This window comes from Mycobacterium sp. SMC-21, assembly GCF_045310825.1.
Classification (GTDB): domain Bacteria; phylum Actinomycetota; class Actinomycetes; order Mycobacteriales; family Mycobacteriaceae; genus Mycobacterium.
In genome coordinates this window covers 116,033-140,034 of sequence record NZ_JBJIAO010000007.1, presented here as the reverse complement: position 1 = coordinate 140,034, position 24,002 = coordinate 116,033, and the positions used below count along the sequence as shown (strand labels likewise).

18 protein-coding genes are annotated in these 24,002 nt (G+C 67.9%); 7 read left to right on the top strand and 11 right to left on the bottom strand.

Features of this window, described 5'->3' with window-relative positions; genetic code table 11:
• Positions 1-39: 39 nt before the first annotated feature.
• From ACJH6H_RS10180 to fadD4, 7 genes are all read right to left on the bottom strand, one after another.
• Positions 40-1,185 (bottom strand): Rieske 2Fe-2S domain-containing protein, encoded by a 1,146-nt coding sequence (locus tag ACJH6H_RS10180; RefSeq protein ID WP_318984798.1) that lies wholly within the window; start codon positions 1,183-1,185, stop codon positions 40-42.
• A gap of 43 nt (positions 1,186-1,228) precedes the next feature.
• Positions 1,229-2,791: an FAD-binding protein gene (locus tag ACJH6H_RS10175; protein WP_318984799.1), complete on the bottom strand. Its 1,563-nt coding sequence runs from the start codon at positions 2,789-2,791 to the stop codon at positions 1,229-1,231.
• Positions 2,792-2,802: 11 nt separating this feature from the next.
• Positions 2,803-4,485 carry an AMP-binding protein gene (locus ACJH6H_RS10170; RefSeq protein WP_406774775.1) on the bottom strand — a complete coding sequence of 561 codons (1,683 nt, stop codon included), beginning with the start codon at positions 4,483-4,485 and terminating at the stop codon, positions 2,803-2,805.
• Positions 4,478-5,035 (bottom strand): nuclear transport factor 2 family protein, encoded by a 558-nt coding sequence (locus tag ACJH6H_RS10165; RefSeq protein WP_318984801.1) that lies wholly within the window; start codon positions 5,033-5,035, stop codon positions 4,478-4,480. The genes ACJH6H_RS10170 and ACJH6H_RS10165 overlap by 8 nt, the downstream gene beginning before the upstream one ends.
• 214 nt (positions 5,036-5,249) lie before the next feature.
• Positions 5,250-6,281 carry a helix-turn-helix domain-containing protein gene (locus tag ACJH6H_RS10160; RefSeq protein WP_318984802.1) on the bottom strand — a complete coding sequence of 344 codons (1,032 nt, stop codon included), beginning with the start codon at positions 6,279-6,281 and terminating at the stop codon, positions 5,250-5,252.
• Between the two features lie 19 nt (positions 6,282-6,300).
• The gene (locus ACJH6H_RS10155; protein ID WP_406774774.1) at positions 6,301-7,284 is read right to left on the bottom strand and encodes a MaoC family dehydratase; all 984 of its coding nucleotides are present in this window, start codon (positions 7,282-7,284) and stop codon (positions 6,301-6,303) included.
• Position 7,285: 1 nt separating this feature from the next.
• Complete coding sequence (gene fadD4, locus ACJH6H_RS10150; RefSeq protein WP_318984803.1) at positions 7,286-8,803, bottom strand: fatty-acid--CoA ligase FadD4; 1,518 nt, start codon at positions 8,801-8,803, stop codon at positions 7,286-7,288.
• 267 nt (positions 8,804-9,070) lie between these two features.
• Here fadD4 and ACJH6H_RS10145 point away from each other — a divergent pair, with 267 nt between their 5' ends.
• Positions 9,071-10,780, top strand: a complete 1,710-nt coding sequence (locus ACJH6H_RS10145) for a GMC family oxidoreductase N-terminal domain-containing protein (protein ID WP_318984804.1) — start codon at positions 9,071-9,073, stop codon at positions 10,778-10,780.
• Here ACJH6H_RS10145 and ACJH6H_RS10140 read toward each other — a convergent pair.
• The 3 genes from ACJH6H_RS10140 to ACJH6H_RS10130 all read right to left on the bottom strand — a co-directional run bounded on the left by ACJH6H_RS10140 (position 10,681) and on the right by ACJH6H_RS10130 (position 15,317).
• A complete protein-coding gene (locus ACJH6H_RS10140) occupies positions 10,681-11,964 on the bottom strand; it encodes a sodium:proton exchanger (RefSeq protein WP_318984805.1) in 1,284 nt (427 codons plus the stop codon). The two genes, ACJH6H_RS10145 and ACJH6H_RS10140, sit on opposite strands and share 100 nt — an antisense overlap.
• A gap of 311 nt (positions 11,965-12,275) precedes the next feature.
• A complete protein-coding gene (locus ACJH6H_RS10135) occupies positions 12,276-14,105 on the bottom strand; it encodes a phosphoenolpyruvate carboxykinase (GTP) (protein ID WP_318984806.1) in 1,830 nt (609 codons plus the stop codon).
• Positions 14,106-14,321: 216 nt separating this feature from the next.
• Positions 14,322-15,317 (bottom strand): hypothetical protein, encoded by a 996-nt coding sequence (locus tag ACJH6H_RS10130; protein WP_318984807.1) that lies wholly within the window; start codon positions 15,315-15,317, stop codon positions 14,322-14,324.
• A 110-nt stretch (positions 15,318-15,427) separates the two neighbouring features.
• Between ACJH6H_RS10130 and trmB the strand changes: the two genes are divergently transcribed.
• The 3 genes from trmB to ACJH6H_RS10115 all read left to right on the top strand — a co-directional run bounded on the left by trmB (position 15,428) and on the right by ACJH6H_RS10115 (position 20,002).
• Positions 15,428-16,231, top strand: a complete 804-nt coding sequence (trmB, locus tag ACJH6H_RS10125; protein WP_406774773.1) for a tRNA (guanosine(46)-N7)-methyltransferase TrmB — start codon at positions 15,428-15,430, stop codon at positions 16,229-16,231.
• 14 nt (positions 16,232-16,245) lie between these two features.
• On the top strand, positions 16,246-16,926 hold the full coding sequence (locus ACJH6H_RS10120; RefSeq protein ID WP_244872895.1) for an NYN domain-containing protein: 681 nt from the start codon (positions 16,246-16,248) through the stop codon (positions 16,924-16,926).
• Between the two features lie 97 nt (positions 16,927-17,023).
• Positions 17,024-20,002 (top strand): MMPL family transporter, encoded by a 2,979-nt coding sequence (locus ACJH6H_RS10115; protein ID WP_318984809.1) that lies wholly within the window; start codon positions 17,024-17,026, stop codon positions 20,000-20,002.
• Here ACJH6H_RS10115 and ACJH6H_RS10110 read toward each other — a convergent pair.
• Positions 19,962-21,134 carry an AI-2E family transporter gene (locus tag ACJH6H_RS10110; protein ID WP_212807935.1) on the bottom strand — a complete coding sequence of 391 codons (1,173 nt, stop codon included), beginning with the start codon at positions 21,132-21,134 and terminating at the stop codon, positions 19,962-19,964. The genes ACJH6H_RS10115 and ACJH6H_RS10110 overlap by 41 nt on opposite strands.
• Positions 21,135-21,233: 99 nt before the next feature.
• On the opposite strand from ACJH6H_RS10110, the gene ACJH6H_RS10105 reads away from it, so the two are divergent.
• From ACJH6H_RS10105 to ACJH6H_RS10095, 3 genes are read left to right on the top strand one after another with little or no spacing between them, the layout of a single operon-like run.
• Positions 21,234-22,397 carry a YbhN family protein gene (locus tag ACJH6H_RS10105; protein WP_318984811.1) on the top strand — a complete coding sequence of 388 codons (1,164 nt, stop codon included), beginning with the start codon at positions 21,234-21,236 and terminating at the stop codon, positions 22,395-22,397.
• Entirely contained in the window at positions 22,354-23,595 is a 1,242-nt protein-coding gene (locus ACJH6H_RS10100) for a M23 family metallopeptidase (protein ID WP_406774809.1), read from the top strand. The genes ACJH6H_RS10105 and ACJH6H_RS10100 overlap by 44 nt, the downstream gene beginning before the upstream one ends.
• Complete coding sequence (locus tag ACJH6H_RS10095) at positions 23,585-23,956, top strand: DUF3054 domain-containing protein (protein ID WP_406774772.1); 372 nt, start codon at positions 23,585-23,587, stop codon at positions 23,954-23,956. Before ACJH6H_RS10100 ends, ACJH6H_RS10095 begins: the two co-directional genes overlap by 11 nt.
• The last annotated feature ends 46 nt before the right edge of the window (positions 23,957-24,002 follow it).

The window sequence follows — 24,002 nt, the reverse complement described above, 5'->3', positions numbered from 1 at the left end:
CGCCCTCGGAAACGAGGGCGGCTCAGTGCTTTTCGGCGACTACTGGACGGCGTGCGCCTTGCCCACCGGAGTGCGGTTGGCCAAATTCCTGGCGACCTCTTCGTGCCACAGGTCGTTGGCGTGCGTGGTGTCGACCTCCTGCTCGAAGCGGGCGACCATGTCGGGCTTGATGTCGGCGACGTCGACATAGAACTGCTCGTACCAACGGCGGTGCTGGTAGACCGGACCGTCTTCCTCGGTCAGCAGCGGGTTCTCGATGCGCGTCTTGTTCTTCCAGATCTCGACGTCTTCCATGAAGCCGTCGCCGAAACTGCGGCTCAACGACGCCGCCAGCTTCTCGGTCTTGTCCGCCGGCAGCGCCGGATTGTTCTGCACCGCCACTCCCCACTGCAGCACGAACGAGTCGTGCGTCACCGGGTAGTGGCAGTTGATCAGCGCGATCTCGACCGTGAAGTTCGGGGCGAGATCGTTGTGCAGCCAGTTGATCATGTACGCGGGCCCGAAGTACGTGGCCTCCGAACGCAGATACGTGCCGTCCCACAGCTCGCGGGTCGCGTAGTCCGGGCGCGGCTTGGACTCCATGAACTGGCTGGCGGTGTGGCCCTCGATGACGTTCTTGAAGTACGTCGGGTAGGCGTGGTGGATGTAGAAGAAGTGCGCCATGTCGACGTTGTTGTCGACGATCTCGCGGCAGTGCGACCCCTCGATCAGCAGCGAGTTCCACTGCCACGGCGACCACTGGCCCTCCTCGTACCCCTCGATGGTCGGCGGGGTCAGCTCCGGCCCGGGCGTCGAACCCTCGGGGTCGTGCCAGAGCAGCAGCTGCCCGTTGACCTCGGTGGTCTGCCAGGCCCGGGTGCGGGCCAGCCGCGGCGTGCGCTTGGCGTACGGCACCAACTGGCACTTGCCGTCCCCGCCCCAACGCCAGTCATGGAACGGGCACGCCACCGCGTCGCCCTTGACGGTGCCCTGCGACAGGTCACCACCCATGTGGCGGCAGTACCCGTCGAGCACCTTGATGGCACCGGTGGAGTCGGCGAACACCACGAGCTTGGTCCCGAACGCTTGCACCGAGTGCGGCTTTCCGTCCCGGAACGACTCGGCCAGCCCGATGCAGTGCCAGCCGCGCGCGAACCGCGTCATCTCGACGCCGGCATCGATATGCCGGACCTCGGCCTCAGTCATCTTGTGCCCCTTTCCAATTCGCCGAGCCCTGGAACCAGGACCCTTACGAAGCCTCTCGTTTGACCATATCGAGCACCGCCAGGTGGGAGAACACCATGCTGGTGCCGATCGGGTTGCCACCGCCCGGGTAGGCGTAGCCGCTCGGCGCGGCCATGGTGTTGCCCGCCGCGTACAGCCCGGGAATCGGGTTACCGGCGGTGTCGAGCACCTGACCGGTGGTGTCGGTGCGCAGGCCGCCCTTGGTGCCCAGGTCGGAGATGCCGAACTTGGCGGCGTGGAACGGCGCCTTGTCGATCCGGACCATCGGGCAGGCGCCGCCGGAGAAGGCACGGTCGTAGGCCTCGTCGCCGCGGCCGAAGTCGGGGTCGGAGCCGGCGTCGGCGTATTCGTTGAACTGTTTGACGGTCGCGGCGAGCTGCTCGGCCGGGACGCCGATCTTGACGGCCAGCTCCTCCAGGGTGTCGGCGGTGTGCCACAGCCCGGCATCGACGTACTTCTCGGTCTCGACCATCGACACGTTGGTCGCTTTTATTGGAGGAACAACGCCGGCGGCTCCGCCTTCGCCGTCGTCGTAGATCATCCAGAACGGCAACGTCATCTCGCCCTTGGCCAGCCGGTCCACGACGACGCGGCCGATGCGGTCGTACGCCGCGGATTCGTTGACGAACCGCTTGCCGTCCTGGTCGACGAAGATGCCGCCGGTGAACCACAGCGCGAACGCGCTGCGACCGTCCGGATGCGTCAGGCCGGGCGACCACCAGGCCTGCTCCATCAGGTCGGTATCCGCGCCGACGGCGATGCCCGCCTCATGCGCCTGCCCCAGATTTCCCCAGGGCCCCATGGTGTCTCGCGCTTCGCCGGGCACGCCGTACTTGTGCCGCAGCTCGTCGTTGCCCTCGAAGCCGCCGGCCGCGAGCAGCACGCCCTTGCGCGCCCTGATCGCCTTGCGGACCCCGTCGGTCTCGACGACAGCACCGACGACGGCGCCGTCCTCGGTGACCAGCTCGACCAGCGCGGTGTCGAGTTGCGTTGTCGCCGAAGGGTACTGCTTCAGCGCCACCAGGAAGCGGGCGATCAGCGCCCGGCCGCCGATGAAGTAGTCGTCGGGCTGCGGGACGCCGAGCCGGTCGTTGTCGAGCGGGCCGCGCACCAATTCCTTGAATGCAGGCGCCTTTTCGATCTTCAGCGGACGCGCCGCAACGTGCCGCTGACCGTCCAGCCGGGCCTTGGGCATCTTCCCGAAGTAGTCGGGCCAGGGCAGCATGTCGAACTTGATGTTGGGATCGGCTTCCAGGTACTCCATCAGCGGCGCCCCGCCGCGGACGTAGGTGTCCTGCAGCTCGCGCGGCGTCCGGTCGCCGACAACGGCGTGGTAGTACTCGAGTGCATCCTCGATGGTGTCGTCGGTGCCGGCCCGCTGCAGCACGGGGTTGCACGGGAACCACACGCCACCGCCACCGGAGTAGGCAGTGGTGCCGCCGAACTTGTCGGTGGCCTCGACCAGCAGCACCTCGAGCCCCTCACGCGCGGCGGTGTAGGCACCGGTGACGCCACCGCCACCAGAGCCCGCCACCAGCACGTCAACCGTCGAGTCCCAGTCCGTCATGCCCAAACTCCCTATAGGTATCGCTGCCGTCCGTACTGCGTGAACTCATCGTCCAACGCGCGCTTGGCATCGTCCGACATCAGGCCGTAAACCGGTACGCCCCGACCCACCCAGCGGTACACCAGTTCGTCGGTGTGCCACTTGTCCGCCTGCAGTTCGCGCTTGAGCACCTTGTTGGAGCCGGTGACCGGCAACGAATCCGAAATCCGCAGGAATCGCGGCATGCCCTTCTTGCCGAGGTCGTCCTGGTCGTTCAGGTACTGCACGAACTTGTCGACGTCGAACAGGATGGGGTCGGCGACCTCGATGGCCGCCATCACCTGATCGCCCGAGCGGGGGTCCGGCACCGCGTATACCCCGGCGGCGATCACCTCGGGATGGCGCCGCAGCACGCGCTCGATCGACAGGGCCGATGTGTTCTCGCCGTCGACCCGAATCCAGTCCCCGCGCCGGCCGGCGAAGTAGATGAAGCCGTTCTCGTCGAGGTAGCCCAGGTCGCCGGTCCAGTACCAGCCGTTTCGGATGCGGTCGGCGTCGGCGGAGTCGTTCTTGTAGTAGCCCTCGAACTTCTTGGTGCCGAGCTTGTCGACGATCTCGCCGACGGCGTCGTCGGGGTTGAGGATGCGGCCGTGCCGGTCCAAAACCGCCGGGGCACACTCGATCATCGTTTCGGGGTTGATGATCGCGACACCCGGATGGGCGGGACGGCCGAGTGCCCCCTCGGGCTGGTTCGGGTCGAGTACGACGGCGCCGCCGCCCTCGCTGGAGCCGTACCCCTCGTACAGCTCCGCGCCGAATCGGCGCTTGAAATAGGCCTGGTCCTCCGGTGAGGCCTCGGTGCCGAACCCGCGGTTCAGCGGGTTGTCGGCGTCGTCGGGCAATTCGGGGGTGGCCAGCAGGTAGCCGAGTGCCTTGCCGACGTAGGTGAAGAACGTCGCGCCGAAATACCGCACGTCGGGCAGGAAGCCGGACGCCGAGAAGCTCGGGGTCAGGCAGACGGTCGCGCCGACGGCCAGCGCCGGGGCCCACAGCGCCATGATGGCGTTGCCGTGGAACAGCGGCATGCAGCAGTAGTCGACGTCGTCGCGGACGTGGTTGAACTTGTCCACCGCCGAGTAGGCGATCCACGCCAGGCGACCCTGGCTGCACTTGACGGCCTTCGACGCGCCCGTCGTGCCGGAGGTGAACAGCAGCAGCATCAGCGTTTCGGCGCCGACGCCCTCCGCAGGAGCGATTTGTGCACGATTTTCCGCGCCGGCCGCGGATTTTCGTGCACAAATCGCTTCTTGGTAGGCGGGGTCGTCGACGACGAGGATGCGGTCGGGCGTCAGCCCGAGGTCAAGGCCCGAAAGCCGTTCCCGCCCAGCCGAATCCGTGACGATCAGCTGACAGTCCGCATGGCGGACCTCGCCGGCCAGTTCCGTGTTGCCGCGCGTCGGGTTGATGCCGACGATCGTCGCCCCGGACAGCGCGGCGCCGCCCAACCAGAAGATGAAGTCGGGCACGTTGTCCAGCAGGACGCCGATGTGGAACGGCCCGTCAGCCCGCAGTTCGGCGGCGTACGCGCCGCGGGCAGCGGACTCGCGGACCACCTCGTCCCAGGTCCAGTCCTGGTCCCGGGTCCGCAGCCCCAGCCGCTCGTCGCCGAGGCGGTCGAGCAGCAGGGCTGCGATGTCCTCGCGGCGTTCAGGCATTGGCGGCGGCGGCCTTCTGGTCGATGTACGCCTGCGGCAGGTCTGCCACACCGAGCTTGGTGACGCTGACCGGGCCGGTCTGGTACGCGTCCTCGCCGATGATCAGGCCGTCGGCGTCGATCGGCCAGTTGATCAGCTGACGGAACACCAGCAGGTAGTCGCCGTTCGGGTCGTCGACGTCCACACCGATGGCCTGCGCGGACGCGCCCGGGTAGATCATCTTCATCCAGCCTTCGGTCATCACCAGATCATCGTCGACGGCGAGGCGATCGACCTCGAAGACCAGATGATTCGCGCCACTGGCCACGAACGCCTCGTAATAGGCGCGCACGCCTTCGGTGGTCTTCGGGCCCATGTCGGTGTTGGCGTACCAGAAGTGGTAATCCGGTTTCGGGGACAACGTGGCCATCAGACGATCCATGTCCGGCACGGCCTCCGCCTTCATGTGTTCGAGCACGATGCCCAGCACCTGGCGGTGGCGCTCGTTCGTGGTGCGCGACAGGCGTTCCTCCACCAGTTCCCAGGTCTTGGTGGGGTCGATGACGGCCATGTGGGTACTCCTTGAGTCTGTGACTGAGCGTGGGCTGTTCACGCTTGTGTGGCCATCATCACGAACCCAACGATGTCGGGTCATCCGACATACGTCGCGTCTTGGAGGGATATTTCCCGACGATCGTCGGCCGAGCGCGGCGACTACCCGCGAATGTGCAGCCAGAGAGCGAGATCTCGAAAATCGGCGATCTAGCTGCACGCTCGCGCGCCATTCAGTCCGTCAGCTCCGCCGACGACAGCGCGATCCGGCGGATCATCAGCACGAGGGTCGCCGAGAACCGGTCCAGCGGATCGTCCATATCCCAGCCCAGCTGGGATTCGATGTGCGCCAGCCGCGCCGCCACGGTGCTGTGGTGCACGTGCAGTTCCTCGGCCGTCCGTCGCAGCGAACCGAACACGCAGAATGCCTCGGCCGTCTCGACCTGCAGCCGGCCGGTGGGCGTCGCGGCGATCTCGTTGATGCGGGCCAGCGCGTGACTGCCGCGCGTGGCCTCGGGTGGCAGCTCGGCCAGCAGCTCGAGCGCGCTCAACCGCTCGTAGGCGACGGCACGTCGCCCGAAACCGGTCGACGACGCGAAGCGCAGCGCCCGCAGCGCCTGGGACCACGAGGTCGGCGCCGCGAACACGCCGCCGGCCGCCCCGAGACCGACCCACGGCCCCCGGTCGGCGCCGACCGGTAACGGCGCCGGGAACGCCGTGACGATCGCCTGGTCCAGCTCGTCGGACAGCGCACGCGTGTCGGTCCGGCCCTGGCACACCACCGCCGTCGCGGTGCCCAGGTCCGCGGTCCGCACCGACACCGCGGTCAGGGCCGACGTGATGACCCGCAACGCTTCCGGCGACGACTGTGCCGACACCGCCAGCACCCTGACCTCGCGGGACTCGTCGAGCCCCAGCAGCCTGATCGCCCGCGCCCGGTCCTCGGGGCGCTCCCGGCTCGACAGCACCACCTCGACCAGCGCCGGGTCACCGAAGCTGGGCGGCACCCGGGCGCCGATGTCACCCAGCGTGTGCCGCACCCTGTCGAGCAGGACGGCGTCCAACGGGTGCGCCGGGGCGTCGCGCTCCAGCCAAACCTCTGGTGCCGAGCCGTCCCACCGCACGTGGACGGGACACCCGGCGACGACCTGCGCCGCCTCCAGCACCCCGTCGACACCCGAGGCATCGAGGTCGTCGAAAAACCGGACCAGCCGCAGCACCGACTCCGGGTCACTGCCCAGATCGGACAACCGCAACGCGCTCACGCCGCCATTCTGACAATGCTCAGAACTGCAGGACGCTGAACCGCCAGTCCAGTACCTGCCGGTCGGATCCGTCGGCGTCGACCGCGAACACCACGGACCGCAGATCGAGTGTCCCGCCGCGGCCCGGCGTCTCGTGCGCGGCCTCGACGTGCAACTCGCTGTAGAGAGTGTCGCCCTCGTGCACGGGGCCGGTGTGGTCGCAGGACTCCCAGCCCAGGACGGTGACGATGTTCGGCAGGAGCCGGGTGGCCTGGGCCAGCGCCAGGCCGATGGTGTGCCCGCCGTACACCAGCCGAGTGCCGGCCACACGCGAATCATGGTGCGTGGCAGCGACGTTGAGGGTCAGGCGGGCCAGTTCCGGGGCGCTGCTGACGACGTCGGCCGTGCTGGTGAACACCTGGCCGGCGAGCTCCGGATCGAAATTCTCGCCGGGCGCCCCCGAGCGCCACGCGTCGGCATTCCACTCCGAAGTCGGGTCCGGGAGCCCGGGCGTGGCACTGCCGATGGTGCTGAGGTCGTCGGCGTGGCCGGTGTCGTCGGCGTCGTCGCGCAGCGGCAGCATGGCGCACCGGTGGAAATCGAGCACCGTGCGGCCGTCCTGGTCGATGGTGATCATTCGCAGCGCGGCCAGCCCCGTACGCGGCCGGCCCGGCTTGGCTGAATTCTGTTTTAGCCCAACGACTTCGGTACGGGTGGTGATGGTGTCGCCGATGTGCGGGAAGCGGTGGAACCGCAGCCCGCGGTAGAACAGATTCGCCTTGACCCGTCGGGTCACCAGCGTCGACTGACCGATCGCGATGTCGCACACCAGCGCGGGATGCGCCAGCGCCCGCGGTGATCCGGTGACCGCGGCAGCCAGAGCGGCGTCCAACGGCAGCCGCATCCGGTCACCGACGATGGCCTGGTGTACCGCCGCCGCACCGTCCGTGAGCGTCATGCCGGGCGCCCAGTCGAAAACCTGACCTATGCTGAGGTCCTCGAAAAACGGTCCGCCAGTGGGCACGTCACACAGAGTACTTCTCGATCAGCGATTGCTTGTACAGCTTGCCCGTGTCGGTCCGCGGTAATTGCGCTTCGAACGAGATGGACCGCGGGCACTTGTAGTGCGTCAGCCGGTCCCGCAACCAGGTCAGCAGCTCCGCGCCGAACTCCTCGGTACCGTCGGCCGGATCCACGGTCTGCACAACCGCTTTCACGCTCTGGCCCATCTCGGCATCGGGAATACCGAACACCGCGGCGTCCATCACCTTGGGATGCGTGACGAGGACGTTCTCCGCTTCCTGCGGGTAGATGTTCACACCGCCGCTGATGATCATGTGATGCCGGCGGTCGGTGAGGTAGAGGTAGCCGTCCTCGTCGAGGTAGCCGATGTCGCCGACGGTCGCCCAGCCGTGCGCATCCCTTGAAGCCGCGGTCTTTTCGGCATCGTCCAGGTACTCGAAGGTGTTCCCGCCCTCGAAATAGATTTCGCCCGGTACGCCCTGCGGCTGCTCGTTGCCGTCCTCGTCGAGGATGTGCAGGACGCCCAGCATGGGCTTGCCGACCGACCCGGGGTGGGTCAGCCAGTCCTCGGCCGTGATCAGCGTGGAGCCGATGGCCTCGGACGACGCGTAGTACTCGTCGACGATCGGGCCCCACCAGTCGATCATCTGCTTCTTGATCTCCACCGGGCACGGGGCGGCGGCGTGCATGACGCGCTTGAGCGACGACAGGTCGTACGAATCCCGCACGGACTGCGGCAGTTTCAGCATCCGGGTGAACATCACGGGCACGAACTGGCCGTGCGTGATGCCGTAGCGCGCGATGGCGTCCAGACAGCCCTCGGCGTCGAACTTCTCCATCACGACCGTGGTGACGCCCTCGGCCTGAATCTGCATCGACCACACAGAGGGCGCGGTGTGGTACAGCGGCGCCGGGCTCAGGTAGACGGCATCCTTGGGGAGCCAGAAGCTCATCAGCATCTTCATGAGCCCGGGCACCTCGGCCGGCGGCAGATGCGTCAGCTCGCGCTTGATGCCCTTCGGGCGCCCCGTCGTGCCCGACGAGTACTGCAGCAGGTCACCTTCGATCTCGTCGTCGATCGGCGTATCAGGATAGGCCGCAACGCATTCCGGGTAGCGATCCCAGCCTGGCAGCTCACCGTCGGCGATCATGAGCAGCTTGGGCAGCCCACCCTTCAGGTGCTCGGCCAAGCCGGCACACGTGTCACTGAGGGCCGCCGAACCGATCACCGCGGCGGCGCCACTGTTCTCGATGATGTAGGCGGCTTCGGCGGGCGTCAGGTGAATGTTGATCGGCACGTAGTACAGGCCACTGCGCCGCGCGCCCCACATCGCCGCATGCATGTGCTCGTTGTTCTCCATCAGGATGGCAACGACGTCGCCCTCGACGAGCCCGTTGGCCCGGAAGTGATGCGCCAGCCGGTTGGCCCGGGCCTCCAACTCGTCGAACGTCACCACCGTGCCGGACGGGTGCAAGATCACGGCCGGTTTCCCGCTGCCCACGTGCTGGCGAATCTGCATGACGGCACTCTACGACAGGTGACTTGACACCTGTCAAGAAGGTGGGTGTGTCGAATTCTGCGGCGTCGACAACCACCTGACGCCGGTCGGCAACGCTCGGACGACGGCCGATATTCTGCTATTCCTGCAATTTTGGCAAACTCTCAGCTAATCGCCAGAAGCAGATCTAATCGACATATTTTGCAGATCTATGCGACTATCTGTCGATGTCGCGAGCTTGCGACTGTAGTTTTGGCAAAGTTTTGATGACGCCGACCGGAGGTCGCGATGGCCACATTCGATTACCTCGTGGTGGGCGCCGGGACGGCGGGGTGTGTGCTGGCGAATCGCCTGTCCGCCGATCCCCGCAACCGGGTACTCCTCATCGAGGCCGGGGGCCCTGCGCGTAGCCCCTACCTTCGCGTCCCCAAACTCGGCAGCCGCTTGTTCGGCGACCCGCGGTACATCTGGCAGCACCAGACCATTCCCCTCGGCCCGCACGGCACCAGCGAACTGTGGCCACGCGGCAAGGTCCTCGGCGGGTCCAGCTCGGTCAACGGCATGGTCTACAACCGCGGCCAGAAAGCCGACTTCGACGAGCTCGAACAGCTGGGCAATCCCGGCTGGGGCTGGGACCACATCCTCGCCGCGTACCGAAGCTTCGAACACAACACCATCGGTCAGTCGTCCACGCGCGGGTTCGGCGGCGAACTGGCGATCAGCGTCGTCCGCGACCCCGACCCGCTCGCGCTGACGACGATTGCCGCCGGTACCCGCCTCGGCCTGCGGCCCCTCTGCGACCTGAACGAAACAGACGAGCCACGCATCGGACTCTCGCCCGCGACCATCCACAATGGCAGACGGGTCAGCGCCGCCACCGCATTCCTGGACCCGGTGCGCGCCCGCCCCAACCTGCAGGTGCTCACCGGCGCCACGGCAGAGCGACTGGAGTTCACCCGAGGCCGCGCCACGGGGGTGAGGCTCCGGATGGACGGACTCACGACGGTGGTGCGGGCGAATCGAGAAGTGATCCTCACGCTGGGCGCGCTCGGATCACCAAAACTGTTGCAGCTCTCCGGAATCGGGCCCAGCGACGTGCTCGCGGCCGCCGGCGTGCCGTGCTACCTGGAACGCTCGAACGTCGGGCGGCGCATGCGCGACCACCGGACGCTGGTGAACACCTACCGACTCAATCGGAACATCGGGCACAACCGGCACCTGTCGACGACGTGCGGCAAGGTCCGGTCCACCGTCAGATACGCCGCCACCGGCCGGGGACCACTGGCCGCACCGACCGGTGACGTGCTCGCGTTCTTCAAGACCGCCCCCGACCAGCCCCGCGTCGACGGCCAGATGCTCGTCACCGCGCTGACACTGGCCGGCGTCGGCGGCACGGTCGAGCGTCTGCCGGGCGTGTCCTGTATGGGCGAGATTCTGCGCCCGACGTCGGAGGGCAGCGTCTGGATCAGCTCGCCCGACCCGGACGACCCTTTGATGATCGACCCCAACTATCTGGCCACCGCCCACGACCGGACCGCCGCCATCGGGGTCCTGCGCGCCATGCGCGAGGTGTTCCAGCAGTCGCCCATCGCCGACCTCATCGCCACGGAGCTGACGCCCGGCCCCGAGACCCAATCCGATGACGAACTCCTGCACGCCGCCATGACGCAGGGGCTGACCGGGTTCCACGCGATCGGCACCTGCGGCATGGGACCGGACGACGACGACATCGTCGATGACCAATTGCGGGTCCGCGGCATCGACGGTCTACGGGTTGCCGATCTGTCGATCATGCCGATCATGTTGTCCGGCAACACAAATGCGCCTGCGATGGCGATGGCCGCGCGCGCCGCGGACTTCATCCTGGACTCGCCGGCTCGCGCCGCTCGTCACCGCGGTCAGCGACCGACGATCGACAGCTCCCGGCCGTCGAACCGCACCCCGTCGACGTCGTCGTCGCCGGCGCTGAACGGTGCCCGCAGCGTCGCGACGATGTGACGACGGTTGATGATCAGGCCCACCACCGTCAGCGCGCCGTAGACGCCGCACAGCACCAGGCGGCCGGTGGTCGAGGTGATCGGGAACTGCACCACGAACAGCGCCAGCAGCAGCCACGCCGTCGCCCGGTGGAACCGCAGCGACAGGATCAGCGCGACGCCCATCATGGTCTGGGTGGCCGTCAGCAGCACCTCCTCGACCTGCCGGCCGTCGAGAACCAGCTCGGTGCCGCCACCGCCGGCGAGGTAGGCGATGGGCAGCGAGCCCATCAGCAGCGTCCACTGATTGACCTTGGATGAGATGAGGGTCGCGATGGCCGCGGTGCTCTTCCCTCGCGCGGCGAAGATGGTCGCGATGATGAACTCCGGGGCCTCCGAGGCCAGCGGCGCGAGCCACTGCACCAGCAGGAAGCGGTCGACACCCAGCTCGGTGCCCGCGTCGACCAGGCTGTTCGCGAACGGCTCCGCACACATCAGGATGACCGCACCCGATACCGCGAACAACGTCACGACGGTGATGCGGCGAGCCCGGTCGGGCAGCGCGCCGATGGCCGCGGCAGTACCGACGAGCTCGGGCTCCTCCGGCTCCCCGCGCGTCAGTTTGTAGAGGTAGAAGCCGAACCAGGCCAGCAGTGCCACGCCGAGCACCAGGTGGATGCGGCCGGTCGTCGGGATGATGAACGCGACGAGTCCGGCGATGAGCAGGAAGCCCAGCTCGACGCGGTTGCCGGGTTCCAGCGACAACATCGGTTTGCTGCTCTTGCCGGCCGACATCCGCTGCGCGACGTACAGACCGACGATCACCACGACCGGCCAGCCGATACCCATGAGCAGCCGGTTGGAGCCGGTCATGTTGGCGGCGGCGTATTGCACGTACTCGGCGTTGTGGCCGGCGACGTAGGCGTAGTAGAGGTCGACGGCGTATTCGGGCAGCACCGCGATCAGGGCCAGAACGGCGATGGCGAGGCCACCGGACACGTCGACCTGCGCTGCTTCGGCCGCCCAGGCCAGCACGAAGCTTGCGGCGACGACAGCCGCGCCGAATGCCAACAGCGAGACGACGGGGTTCGGGTGGACGCCCGCGAGACGCAGCGCCACCGCCGGGAGAACGAACGCAGTGGCCAGCAGCAGGGATCGCGCAAGCGGCCGACGCGTGGTCGGGCCGGCGGATCGGGTGCTGGTCACGCCGCTGACGCTAGCCGCCCAAAACCGTTCCAGCAACTTAGCGTTGCTACGAATTACTTCGGCCTGCGGCGCTGAATTTGCTGGTCAGCGTGCTGGACGTTTTGAGTTCGGTTACCCTAACTCGATTGTGTGGCTAATCAAGATCATTTGTGGCGGGAAGCCGTCGGTCTCCCCACGCCGCGAGTGTGCACGTAGCGCGTCTCCGCCACCCGATCCGCGATCTGGACGCACATTCGCGGTGGATCGCCCCAAAACCCACGACCCCCGATCTCCTGGGAGACCGGGGGTCGTGTGTTTGTGCGAGGGAGCTCTTAGGCCTCTTCAGCCAAGCGGTGCTTGAGGGCGTCGAACTCGTCCTTGATGCCGGTCGGCAGCTTCTCGCCGACGAACTCGAACCACTCTTCGATCAGCGGCAGCTCGTTCTGCCACTCGTCGACACGCACGGCCAGCGCCTCGTCGACGTCGGCAGCCGACACGTCCAGACCCTCCAGGTCCAGGTCAGCGGCGGTCGGCACGATGCCGATCGGGGTGCTCTTGCCCTCGGCCTGGTGCTCGATGCGCTCGATGGCCCACTTCAGCACGCGGCTGTTCTCACCGAAGCCCGGCCACAGGAAGCGGCCGTCGTCGCCGCGGCGGAACCAGTTGACGAAGAAGATCTTCGGCATCTTGGACTCGTCAGCGTTCTTGCCGATGTTGATCCAGTGCTGGAAGTAGTCACCGACGTGGTAGCCGAGGAACGGCAGCATGGCCATCGGGTCGCGGCGCACGGTGCCGACCTTGCCCTCGGCGGCGGCGGTCTGCTCGGATCCCAGGGTGGCGCCGATGAAGACGCCGTGCTGCCAGTCGCGGGCCTGCGTGATCAGCGGCACCGTCGTCTTGCGGCGGCCGCCGAACAGGATCGCCGAGATCGGCACACCCTGCGGGTCGTCCCACTCGGGCGCGACCGACGGGCACTGCGAGATCGGGGTGCAGTAGCGCGAGTTCGGGTGCGCCGCCTTGGTCTCCGTCTCCCGCAGGATCCAGTCCTGGCCCTTCCAGTCGATGAGGTGCTCCGGCTCGCCCTCGAGGCCCTCCCACCAGACGTCACCGTCGTCGGTCTTGGCGACGTTGGTGAAGACGGTGTTGCCGGCGGCGATGGTCTTCATGGCGTTCGGGTTCGATGACCAGTTGGTGCCCGGCGCGACGCCGAAGAAGCCGAACTCGGGGTTGACGGCGTACAGGCGGCCGTCCTTGCCGAAACGCATCCAGGCGATGTCGTCGCCGACGGTCTCGGCGCGCCAGCCCGGGATGGTGGGCTGCAGCATCGCGAGGTTGGTCTTGCCACAGGCCGACGGGAACGCCGCGGCAATGTAGTACGCCTTGTTCTCCGGCGAGATGAGCTTGAGGATCAGCATGTGCTCGGCGAGCCAGCCCTCGTCGTGCGCCATGGCCGAGGCGATACGCAGCGAGTAGCACTTCTTGCCCAGCAGCGCGTTGCCGCCGTAGCCCGAGCCGTAGCTCCAGATCTCGCGGGTCTCGGGGAAGTGGGTGATGTACTTGGTGTCATTGCACGGCCACGGCACGTCCTTCTGGCCGGGCTCCAGCGGTGCACCGAGCGAGTGCAGCGCCTTGACGAAGAAGCCGTCGTCACCGAGCTTGACCAGCGCCTTGGCACCCATGCGCGTCATGGTGCGCATCGAGACGACGACGTACTCCGAGTCGGTGATCTCGACGCCGAGCTTGGGATCCTCGGCGTCCAGCGGGCCCATGCAGAAGGGCACGACCCACATGGTGCGGCCGCGCATGCAGCCGCGGTAGAGGTCGGTCATGATGCCGCGCATCTCGGCCGGATCCATCCAGTTGTTGGTGGGCCCGGCGTCCTCTTCGCGCTGCGAGCAGATGAAGGTCCGCGACTCGACACGGGCAACGTCAGACGGATCCGACAGTGCGAGATAGGAATTCGGCTGCTTCTCGGGGTTCAGCTTCTGGAAGGTGCCGGCCTCGACGAGCTGAGCGGCGAGGCGGTCGTACTCCTCGGCCGAGCCGTCGGCGAACATCACCCGGTCGGGCTGAGTCAGCTCCGCAACTTCACGAACCCAGGCGAGTAGCCCGGCGTGATTGGTCGGTGCGGCGTCGAGACCGGGAATGGTCGCTGAGGTCATCAAATTCTCCTGCTCGCAAATCGCAGCTATACCTCTTTAGAGGTTAACGTGAGTGACATACAAGTGGACAATCGGGCTGCTGTCCGATCTCTCACAAGAACGATTCAGAAAGCCCAATCGCAGCTGCCGAACCCGCAGGTAACGCGTTTGAGGGCGCCAACTGCCGGTTACCCGTCAGTAGCGCGAGCGCTTCGGTGGGCACAATTCGTAAATCGGTCAATTTTTCGTTTTGTGATGTGCGGACGCCATCACCGCCTGCGCCTCCAGTAACCGGTACGCCAGTTCCTCTTCACTCGCCTGCCGTGCCGCCGCGACGGCCGTCCCAACCCACCGGTCCAGCACCGCCCGCCGATGCAGCCGGGCGCGGCCCGCGATGACCGCCGCCGTCAGTGCGAGACCGAGCACCAGCCCCACGCCGCCGCCGATGCCGTCGGGCACGCCCGCCAGCCCGGTCGCCACCCTGGCCAGCCCCAACGCCGCACCCAGACCGAAACCCGCGCCCAGCACGAGGCCCAACCACACCTCGTCCGGGCGCTGGGCCAGCACCGGCCCCGGGATGCCGGGTGCCGGCCACCGGCCGTCGGCCTGGGGAGCGCCGAGCGCGAACGTGGTCTCGTCGCGAATCCGCGCAGCTTGCTCCACAAGCCGCACGCGGACGCCGGCTTCGAAACTCCCGGTCGCGACCCGCCGGGACGGCACCCGAGCGAGCAGTTCGGCGTGCAGGTCGCCGTACTGCCGGCGGCACTCGCGAAGCAGCTCCAGCCGGATGCGCTGAAGTTCCAGTCGAGACGTCACGCGTCGCACTCCCGCACGTGCGAGTAGCCGCAATGACCCGCGCGTGAGGTCCGCGGCGCAGCGTTGATGCAGTTCGGCGGTGGTGCGACGGCCGTGACGGCGCCAGTGCAGCGCCCGCCGCAGCTGGACGTCGGGGTCCATGGCGGCGTCGACAACCAGGCCGTCGGCTGCCAGCGCAGCCGTCGCCGCGGCGGCGCGCAGGGCCGCCATCGCATCGGAGGCCAACCACCGGTGCACCCGATCGTCAGCCAATTCGTTTGCCGCCCAGTCGATTTCACTCAGCACTGCACATATCGACCGGTACCGGCCGGCGGCGTCGTCCGGTTCGGGGCCCGCAACGACATGCGCCAGGCCCGGCACGTCGTCCGTCAACCGCTGCAGCTCCGCGGTGAACCGCTGCCAAAGATCCCCTGACACCACCTACCCCCGGATGCCATCGTCGCACCTCGGCGCGGGTCCGGCCGACGCCGTTTTCCAGGCAACTGTTGGGTATCAATCTGCACCACGATGCGGGCTCTCACAGCCGGATGAGAGACGATGGACGAATGTATGCCCAGCGCGAGGACGACGCTGCCTCGTCGGCCGGCGCCTCGGCGGCCGAAAACGAGCCGGCCACCGAAACCACCGCCGCACCCACCCACCAGCATCGCCGCGTGACCAGCTTCCGCTCCCGCCGGTCGACCCTGTCCACCGGACAGCAGAGCACGTGGGACCGGCGCTGGCCTGAGCTGGGCAAAGTCGCCCGCTCCGAAGATGGCACCGCGGCGAGCCTCATCGACACCGCCGCCTGGTTCGGCCGCACCGCGCCGGTGGTGTTGGAGATCGGCAGCGGCACGGGTATCTCGACCCTGGCCATGGCGCAGGAGGAACCACACCTCGACGTCATCGCGGTCGAGGTCTACCGCAAAGGCCTGGCGCAGCTGCTCGGCGGCGTCGACCGGGCCGGCCTGACGAATGTGAGATTCGTCCGCGGCGACGGCGTCGATGTGCTGGAACACATGATCGCGCCGGGCACCCTGACCGCCGTGCGCGTGTTCTTCCCGGATCCCTGGCCCAAGGCCCGCCACCACAAGCGCCGGCTCCTGCAGGCCGAGACGGTGGCGCTGATCTCCAGCCGCCTCAAGCCCGGCGGCATCCTGCACGCGGCGACCGACCACGCCGACTACGCCGTGCAGATCGCCGAAGTCGGCGACGCCGAGCCGACGCTGAAGCGCACGTCGGCCGATGCCGACCTGCCGATCTCGGTGCGGCGCCCCACGACCAAATATGAGGCGCGCGGCATGCGGATGGGCAGCCCCATCACCGAACTCATCTGGGAGAAGCCCGAGTGACAATCACCGAGGCCATTCCACAGGTGAAGCCCTACCCGCCCACCCCGCCGCCGGGACCCCGGCCGCACCGGGTGCTGCTGGTCTGGGACGCACCGAACCTCGACATGGGCCTCGGGTCGATCCTCGGCGGCCGGCCGACCGCCGCCCACCGGCCCCGCTTCGACGCGCTGGGCCGCTGGCTACTGGCCCGCACCAACGAGATCGCGAACGGCCGGCGGCCGGACCAGCCGCCGGTGTCCCTGGAGCCCGAGGCGACCGTCTTCACCAACATCGCGCCCGGTAGCGCCGACGTCGTGCGCCCCTGGGTGGAGGCCCTGCGGAACGTCGGTTTCGCGGTGTTCGCCAAGCCGAAGACCGACGAGGACAGCGACGTCGACAGCGACATGCTGGCGCACATCGCGCTGCGCCGCAGCGAGGGTCTGGCCGGCATTTATGTGGCCTCGGCCGACGGCCAGGCGTTCCGCCAACCGCTCGAGGACATCGCCCACGACGGCACTCCCGCGACCGTGGTCGGATTTCGCGAACATGCCAGTTGGGCGTTAGCGTCGGATACCTTGGACTTCGTCGACCTGGAAGACATCCCTGGTGTCTTCCGGGAGCCGCTGCCGCGAATCGGCCTGGATTCGCTGCCTGAACAGGGCGCCTGGCTGCAGCCCTTCCGGCCGTTGTCCGCGCTGCTGAGCTCGCGCGTTTAGGAAAAACTACAGATGACGTGTGCGGTGGCTGAAAATGGCAACCTCTTAGAGGGTGCCTTTGAGCTCAAATTTATGCAGATAATCGTGAGGAGCTGACGTGTTCGCCTGGTGGGGTCGAACGGTGTACCGATTCCGATACATAGTGATCGGTGTCATGGTCGCACTGTGCCTTGGTGGCGCCGTGTACGGGTCCAGTCTCGGCGAGCATGTCACGCAGAGTGGCTTCTACAACGAGGGCAGCGAGTCCGTCGCCGCGTCGGTGCTCGGTGACGAGGTCTACGGCCGCGACCGGACCAGCCTCGTGGTGGCCATCCTGACGCCACCCGACGACAAGAAGATCACCGACCCGGCCTGGCAGAAGAAGGTCAGCGGCGAGCTGGACACCTTCGTCAACGACCACAAGGACAAGGTGGTCGCCTGGGTCGGCTGGCTGAAGGCGCCCAGCGACGGGCTGAAGAAGATGACGACGCAGGACCTGCGCCACACCTTCATCACCGTTCCGCTCAAGGGCGACAACGATGACGCGATCCTGAAGAACTACCAGTCCGTCGCCCCTGACCTGTACAAGGTCAACGGCGGCAACATCAAGCTGGCCGGTCTGGAGCCGCTCGCGAGCGAGCTGACCGGCACCATCGGCACCGACCAGAAGCGTGCCGAGATCGCGATCGTGCCGCTCGTCGCGGTCGTGCTGTTCTTCGTGTTCGGTGGCGCGGTCGCCGCGGCGCTGCCCGCCATCATCGGTGGCCTGACCATCGGTGGCGCGCTCGGCATCCTGCGGTTCACCGCCGAGTTCGGGCCCGTGCACTTCTTCGCCCAGCCGGTCGTGACCATGATGGGCTTCGGTATCGCCATCGACTACGGCCTGTTCATCGTGAGCCGGTTCCGAGAAGAACTGGCCGAGGGCTACGACGTCGAAGCGGCCGTCCGAAGATCCGTCATGACCTCGGGCCGGACCGTCGCGTTCTCCGCGGTGATCATCGTCGCGTCGTCGCTGCCCCTGCTGCTGATCCCGCTGGGCTTCCTGCGGTCCATCACCTACGCGATCATCGCGTCGGTGCTGCTGGCTGCGTTCCTGTCGAACACCGTGCTGCCCGCGGTGCTGGGCATCCTGGGTTCCAACGTCGACGCGCTCGGTGTCCGCACCCTGCTGAAGGTGCCGTTCCTGGCCAACTGGCCGTTCTCGCGCAAGATCATCGACTGGTTCGCCGAGAAGACGCAGAAGACCAAGACCCGCGAAGAGGTCGAGAAGGGCTTCTGGGGCAAGTTGGTCAACGTCGTGATGAAACGGCCACTGGCATTCGCCGTGCCGATCACCATCGGCATGATCCTGCTGGTCATCCCACTGGGACAGCTGGCCCTCGCCGGTATGAGCGAGAAGTACCTGCCGCCGGACAACTCGGTCCGTACCGCGCAGGAGGAGTTCGACCAGCTCTTCCCCGGCTTCCGTACCAACGCCCTGACCCTCGTCATCAAGAGCGACAACGGCCAGCCCGTCACCGATCAGCAGATCGCCCAGGTGCGGGCCAACGCCGGCACCATCAGCGGGTTCGTGACGCCGGACGGCAACGACAAGTCGAAGATGTGGGCCGAGCGGACGTACCAGGAGGGCGGCAGCAAGGACCCGTCCGTCCGGGTGCTGTCCAACGGCCTCATCAACAGCGGTGACGCCGGCGAGAAGATCAACGAACTGCGCGCCCTGCAGGAGCCGCACGGCGTCCAGGTGATGGTCGGCGGCACCCCGGCGCTCGAACAGGACAGCATCAGCACGCTGTTCGAGAAACTGCCGCTGATGGTGGCGATCCTGGTGATCACCACGACCGTCCTGATGTTCCTGGCGTTCGGCTCACTGGTGCTGCCCATCAAGGCCGCCCTGATGAGCGCCCTCACGCTCGGCTCGACCATGGGCATCCTGACCTGGATGTTCGTCGAGAACGGGCACGGCTCGGGGTTGATGAACTACACCGCGCAGCCGCTGATGGCGCCGATGATCGGCCTGATCATCGCGGTCATCTGGGGTCTGTCGACCGACTACGAGGTGTTCCTGGTGTCCCGCATGGTGGAGGCCCGCGAGCGCGGCATGTCCACCGCCGAGGCCATCCGGATCGGTACCGCCACCACGGGCCGCCTGATCACCGGCGCCGCGCTGGTGCTGGCCGTCGTCGTCGGCGCCTTCGCGTTCTCCGACCTGGTGATGATGAAGTACCTGGCATTCGGTCTGCTGATGGCGCTGCTGCTCGACGCCACCGTCATCCGCATGTTCCTGGTGCCGGCCGTCATGAAGCTGCTCGGCGACGACTGCTGGTGGGCGCCGCTGTGGATGAAGCGCGTTCAGCAGAAGCTGGGTCTCGGCGAGACCGAGCTGCCCGACGAGCGCAAGCGTCCCGCGGTCCGCGAACCCGAGGATCCCCGTGCGCTGGTCGGCTCCGGTGCCCCGGTCCGGCCGCCGCACGATCCCACGCATCCGGCCCCCGGCCAGCGTGCCGTCCCGACCCGGATCACCCCGGGGCAGCCGCAGCCGCCGAGCCAGGCACCCACCAACCGGATGCCGAGCGCTCCGCCGCAGCCCCCGGCACCGCAGGCCCCGCCCGCACCTTCGTCTGCTGAACCCGCGACCACGCGGTTCAGCGCCGCCAAGGGCGCCTTCCGCAACGTGGTGTCGAACGTGACCCGCGCCGTCACCCCGCAGAATGGGGACCCGACGCCGCCGACCACCGCGATCGGCGACCCGGCGACCACCGCGTTCGGTCCGCCCTCCGAGCCCGCCACCACGGCGTTCCGTGCGCCGGGAGCGGGCCGTCCCGCCGAGCCGGGCCAGGGCCAGGGCGGTCCGGGCAACCGGGAGATCGAGTCGTGGCTCGGGCAGCTGCGCGGCAACATCAGCGCCTCCGGGCCGCAGATTCAGACGCCGTCAGACGCACCCGGCGATCAGGGCAACGAGCCGACCACGGCGTTCCGCGCCCAGCCGGCCGACGCCCCTGACGCCACGGAGAAGATCGATACCGCCGAAACTCAGCGTCGCGGTACCGGCGGCGGGGTCAGCGCTGCGGATCTGCTGCGCCGGGAGGGCCGTCTGTAGCTGGCGGCGTGTCCCCCGGCGACACCGCCGCGGCGGCGACCGAACCGGCCTCGGCGAGTACCTCGGCCTCGGTGGCGCGTGGATTGTCGGCGGTCAGCACCCGGATCGCGCTGTTGAGGAATGCGACGATGGGCACGGCGATCAAGGCGCCGATGACGCCGGCGGTGACGCTGCCGCCGGCGATCGCCAGCACGACGGCGAGCGGGTGGACCGACACCGCACGGCCCATGACGATCGGCTGCAGCACGTGCGCCTCCAGCTGCTGCACGGCGATGATCAGGCCGAGCGCGATCAGCGCGTAGATCCAGCCCTTGGCGATCAGTGCCACCACCACGGCCACGAAACCGGTCACGACCGCACCGACCAGCGGGACGAACGCGCCGAGGAACACCAGCGATGCCAGCGGTAGCGCGAGTGGCACGCCCATGATCGCCAACCCGGTGCCGATGCCGACGGCGTCGACCATTGCGACCACGAACGTGGCGCGGACGTATCCGATCAGGGAGCCGAATCCGGCCCGGCCGGCCTCGCGCACCCGGTCCCGCACGGACGACGGGATGATCTTGGTGACGAACGCATAGATGTCCCGCCCGCCGTGCAGCAGGAAGATCAGGGTGAAGAGGGTCAGCAGCAGGCCGGTGACGATCTCGGTCAGCGCGCCGGCGGTGGAGAAGACCCCGCTGGTCAGCTTGGACTGGTTGTTCTTCAGGGCATCGATGGCGGTCTGGCCGACGCTGTTGATCTGGTCGGCGCTCAGGTGCAGGATCGGGCCCTCGGTCAGCCACTTGCGGGCACCGTCGATGCTCTTGGTGACCTGCTCCACCAAAGCCGGTGCGCCGTCGATGAATTGGAAGACGACGAACGTCAGGATGCCGCCCATCACCACGATGGAACTCAGCAGCATCACGGCGACGGCCGCGCCGCGCGGCAGACCGCGCCGGGTCAGCAGGTCCACGGCCGGCAGCAGGAAGGCCGTGGCCAACATGGCCAGCAGCACCGGCACCACGATGACCTCGAGCTTGATGACGATCCACAGGACGGCGAGCACCGCACCGAAGATCGCCAAGAACCGCCACGACCAGGCTGCGGCCTTGCGTACCACCGGATCTACCGCTTCGTCGGCTTGTGACATGGGCGCCAGCGTAGCGCCGCCCGATGACACCGCGGGGTCGTTGCGCCATGCCGACCGCGTACGGCGAGCCGCCCGCGACACGCCGGATACGCTGTAGCGGTGTCACACGAGGCTGCCCCCGGGTCTTTGACGGCCCGCCGTCGCGGTCTCTGGGCGGCGTGCCGGCGCGCTGATGCCCGTTCGGCACCGGCCCGGCCCCGCGGCAAGTACTGGTGGTTGCGCTGGGTGCTGATCGGTATCGCCGTCGTCGTGCTGACCGTCGAGGTCGTGATGGTCTGGGAGCAGCTCGCCAAGGCGTGGCGCAGCCTGTTGTCGGCGACGTGGTGGTGGGTCGCCGCCGCGGCCGTCGCGGCCCTGGCCTCGATGCACAGCTTCGCGCAGATTCAGCGCACCCTGCTCCGGTCCGCCGGTGTCCGGGTCAAGCAGTGGCGGTCCGAGGCCGCGTTCTACGCGGGCAACGCGCTGTCCACCACGCTGCCGGGCGGCCCGGTGCTCTCGGCCACCTTCGTCTACCGCCAGCAGCGGCTGTGGGGCGCCTCGCCATTGGTGGCGTCGTGGCAGCTGGTGATGTCCGGGGCCCTGCAGGTGGTCGGGCTGGCCCTGCTGGGCCTGGGCGGCGCGTTCCTGCTCGGCGCGAGCAAGAACCCGCTGTCGCTGATCTTCACGATCGGCGGTTTCGTGGCGCTGCTGCTGCTGGCGCAGACCGTCGCCGCCAATCCGCAGCAGATCGACGGCATCGGCGTGCGGCTGCTGTCGTGGTTCAACTCGCTGCGCGGTAAGCCCGCCGACACCGGGCTGGAAGGCTGGCGCCGCACCCTGAACCAGCTGGAGTCGGTGAGCCTGAGCCGCCGGACCCTGACCGTCGCATTCAGCTGGTCGCTGTTCAACTGGGTCGCCGACGTCGCGTGCCTGGCCTGCGCGGCGTACGCCACCGGCGGGCATCCGTCGCTGGCCGGTCTGACTGTCGCGTATGCCGCGGCCCGCGCCGTCGGCGCGATTCCCCTGATGCCCGGCGGGCTGCTCGTGGTCGAGGCGGTGCTGGTGCCCGGCCTGGTGTCCAGCGGCATGACGCTCGCGGCGGCCATCTCGACGATGCTGATCTATCGGCTGGTCAGCTGGATCTTCATCTCGGCCATCGGCTGGGTGGTGTTCTTCTTCCTGTTCCGCACGGAGAAGGACTTCGACCCGGATGCGCCCGAAACCCCTGCCCCCGCACCGGGTGTGCCGCCCGCCGACCCCGAGACCTCGCGTGATCCCGGGTAGCCGGCCGGCGGCGGCACTGCTGCTCGCCGCCGCGCTGACGTCCTGCACGACGGCACCGAAATCGGTCGAGTCTTCAACTCCCGCAACGACTTCCATAGGCGCCGAGCCGATCGTCACGCCCGTCCTCGTCGACGTCGTGGCCGAACCCGTGCCCGTTCCGGCGACCGACGGGAAGGTGCATCTCGCATACGAGCTGCTGCTGACCAACACCTCCCCCGAACCCGTGACCGTGGATTCGATCGCCGTCCTGGGACCCGCCGGGCCCCTGCTGCAACTGTCCGGCGCCGGCCTCGCCTACTGGACGCGGACCATGGGCACCCGCATCAGCAGCAACGATCTGGCGCCCGGACAACGGTCGATCGTCTGGCTGGACGTCAAACTGGACGCGGGTGGCGCTGCGCCCCAGCAACTTTCACACCGGGTGGTGGTCAAGGTACCCAAGCCGATGCCGCCGCTCGTGCCACCGGTGGTGACCGAGAACGTCGCACCCGTGACGGTGTCCGACCACAAGCCCGTCGTACTCGACCCGCCGCTGCGCGGCTCCGGCTGGCTCGACGCCAACGGCTGTTGCGACATGACGCCGCACCGCATGGCCCTCAACCCGATCGATGGAAAACTCTGGGCCGCAGAGCGATTCGCCATCGACTACGAGCAGCTACGGGCCGACGGGCAGCTGTTCAGCGGGGACCGCGCGAAAACGGACAGCTACCTCTACTTCGGCTCGGACGTGCACGCGGTCGCCGACGGCCCGGTGGTGGCGGTTCTCGACGGCCTGCCCGAGCAGGTGCCGGGTGTCGACCCGACCGGCCTCACGCTGGCGCAGTACGGCGGCAATCACGTCGTCCAGGACATCGGGAACGGAAACTTCGCCTTCTACGCGCATCTGAAGACCGGCAGCGTCAAGGTCAAGCCGGGTGACCGGCTGACCACCGGGCAGGTGCTGGGCAACGTCGGCAACACCGGCAATTCCAGTGCGCCGCACCTGCATTTCCACGTGATGAGCGCACCCGATCCACTGCGCGCGGACGGCCTGCCGTTCGTGTTCCGCTCGTTCCGGCTCACCGACCGACTGGCCAACATGGCAGCCGTCGACGCGCTGGAGGCCGGCGGTCCCGCGCGTCCGGAACCCGGCTTCACCGCCCGCGCCGAAAACAATGTCAGCCCACTGAATCTGGACGTGATGACCTATGACAACTGAGCAGACCACCGGAAATCGCAGTGCCGCACTGGCTTTCGTTGCCGACGTGGTGCTGGTGGTGATCTTCTGCGCCATCGGCCGGCGCAGTCACGCCGAGGGCATCACCCTGGCCGGCGTGGCGCACACGAGCTGGCCGTTCCTGACCGGAACCGTGGCGGGCTGGGCGCTGTCGCGGGGCTGGCGCCGCCCGACGGCGCTGAACCCGACCGGGTTGGTGGTGTGGATCAGCACCGTCGTCATCGGCATGCTGCTGCGCAAGGCCTCAGCCCAGGGCGTCGCGGTGAGTTTCGTGATCGTCGCCTCGACCGTCACGGCCGTCTTCCTGCTCGGCTGGCGCGGCCTGGCTCGACTCCGCAAGTGATTTGTGCACGAAAATCCGCGCTGGCCGCGGATTTTCGTGCACAAAT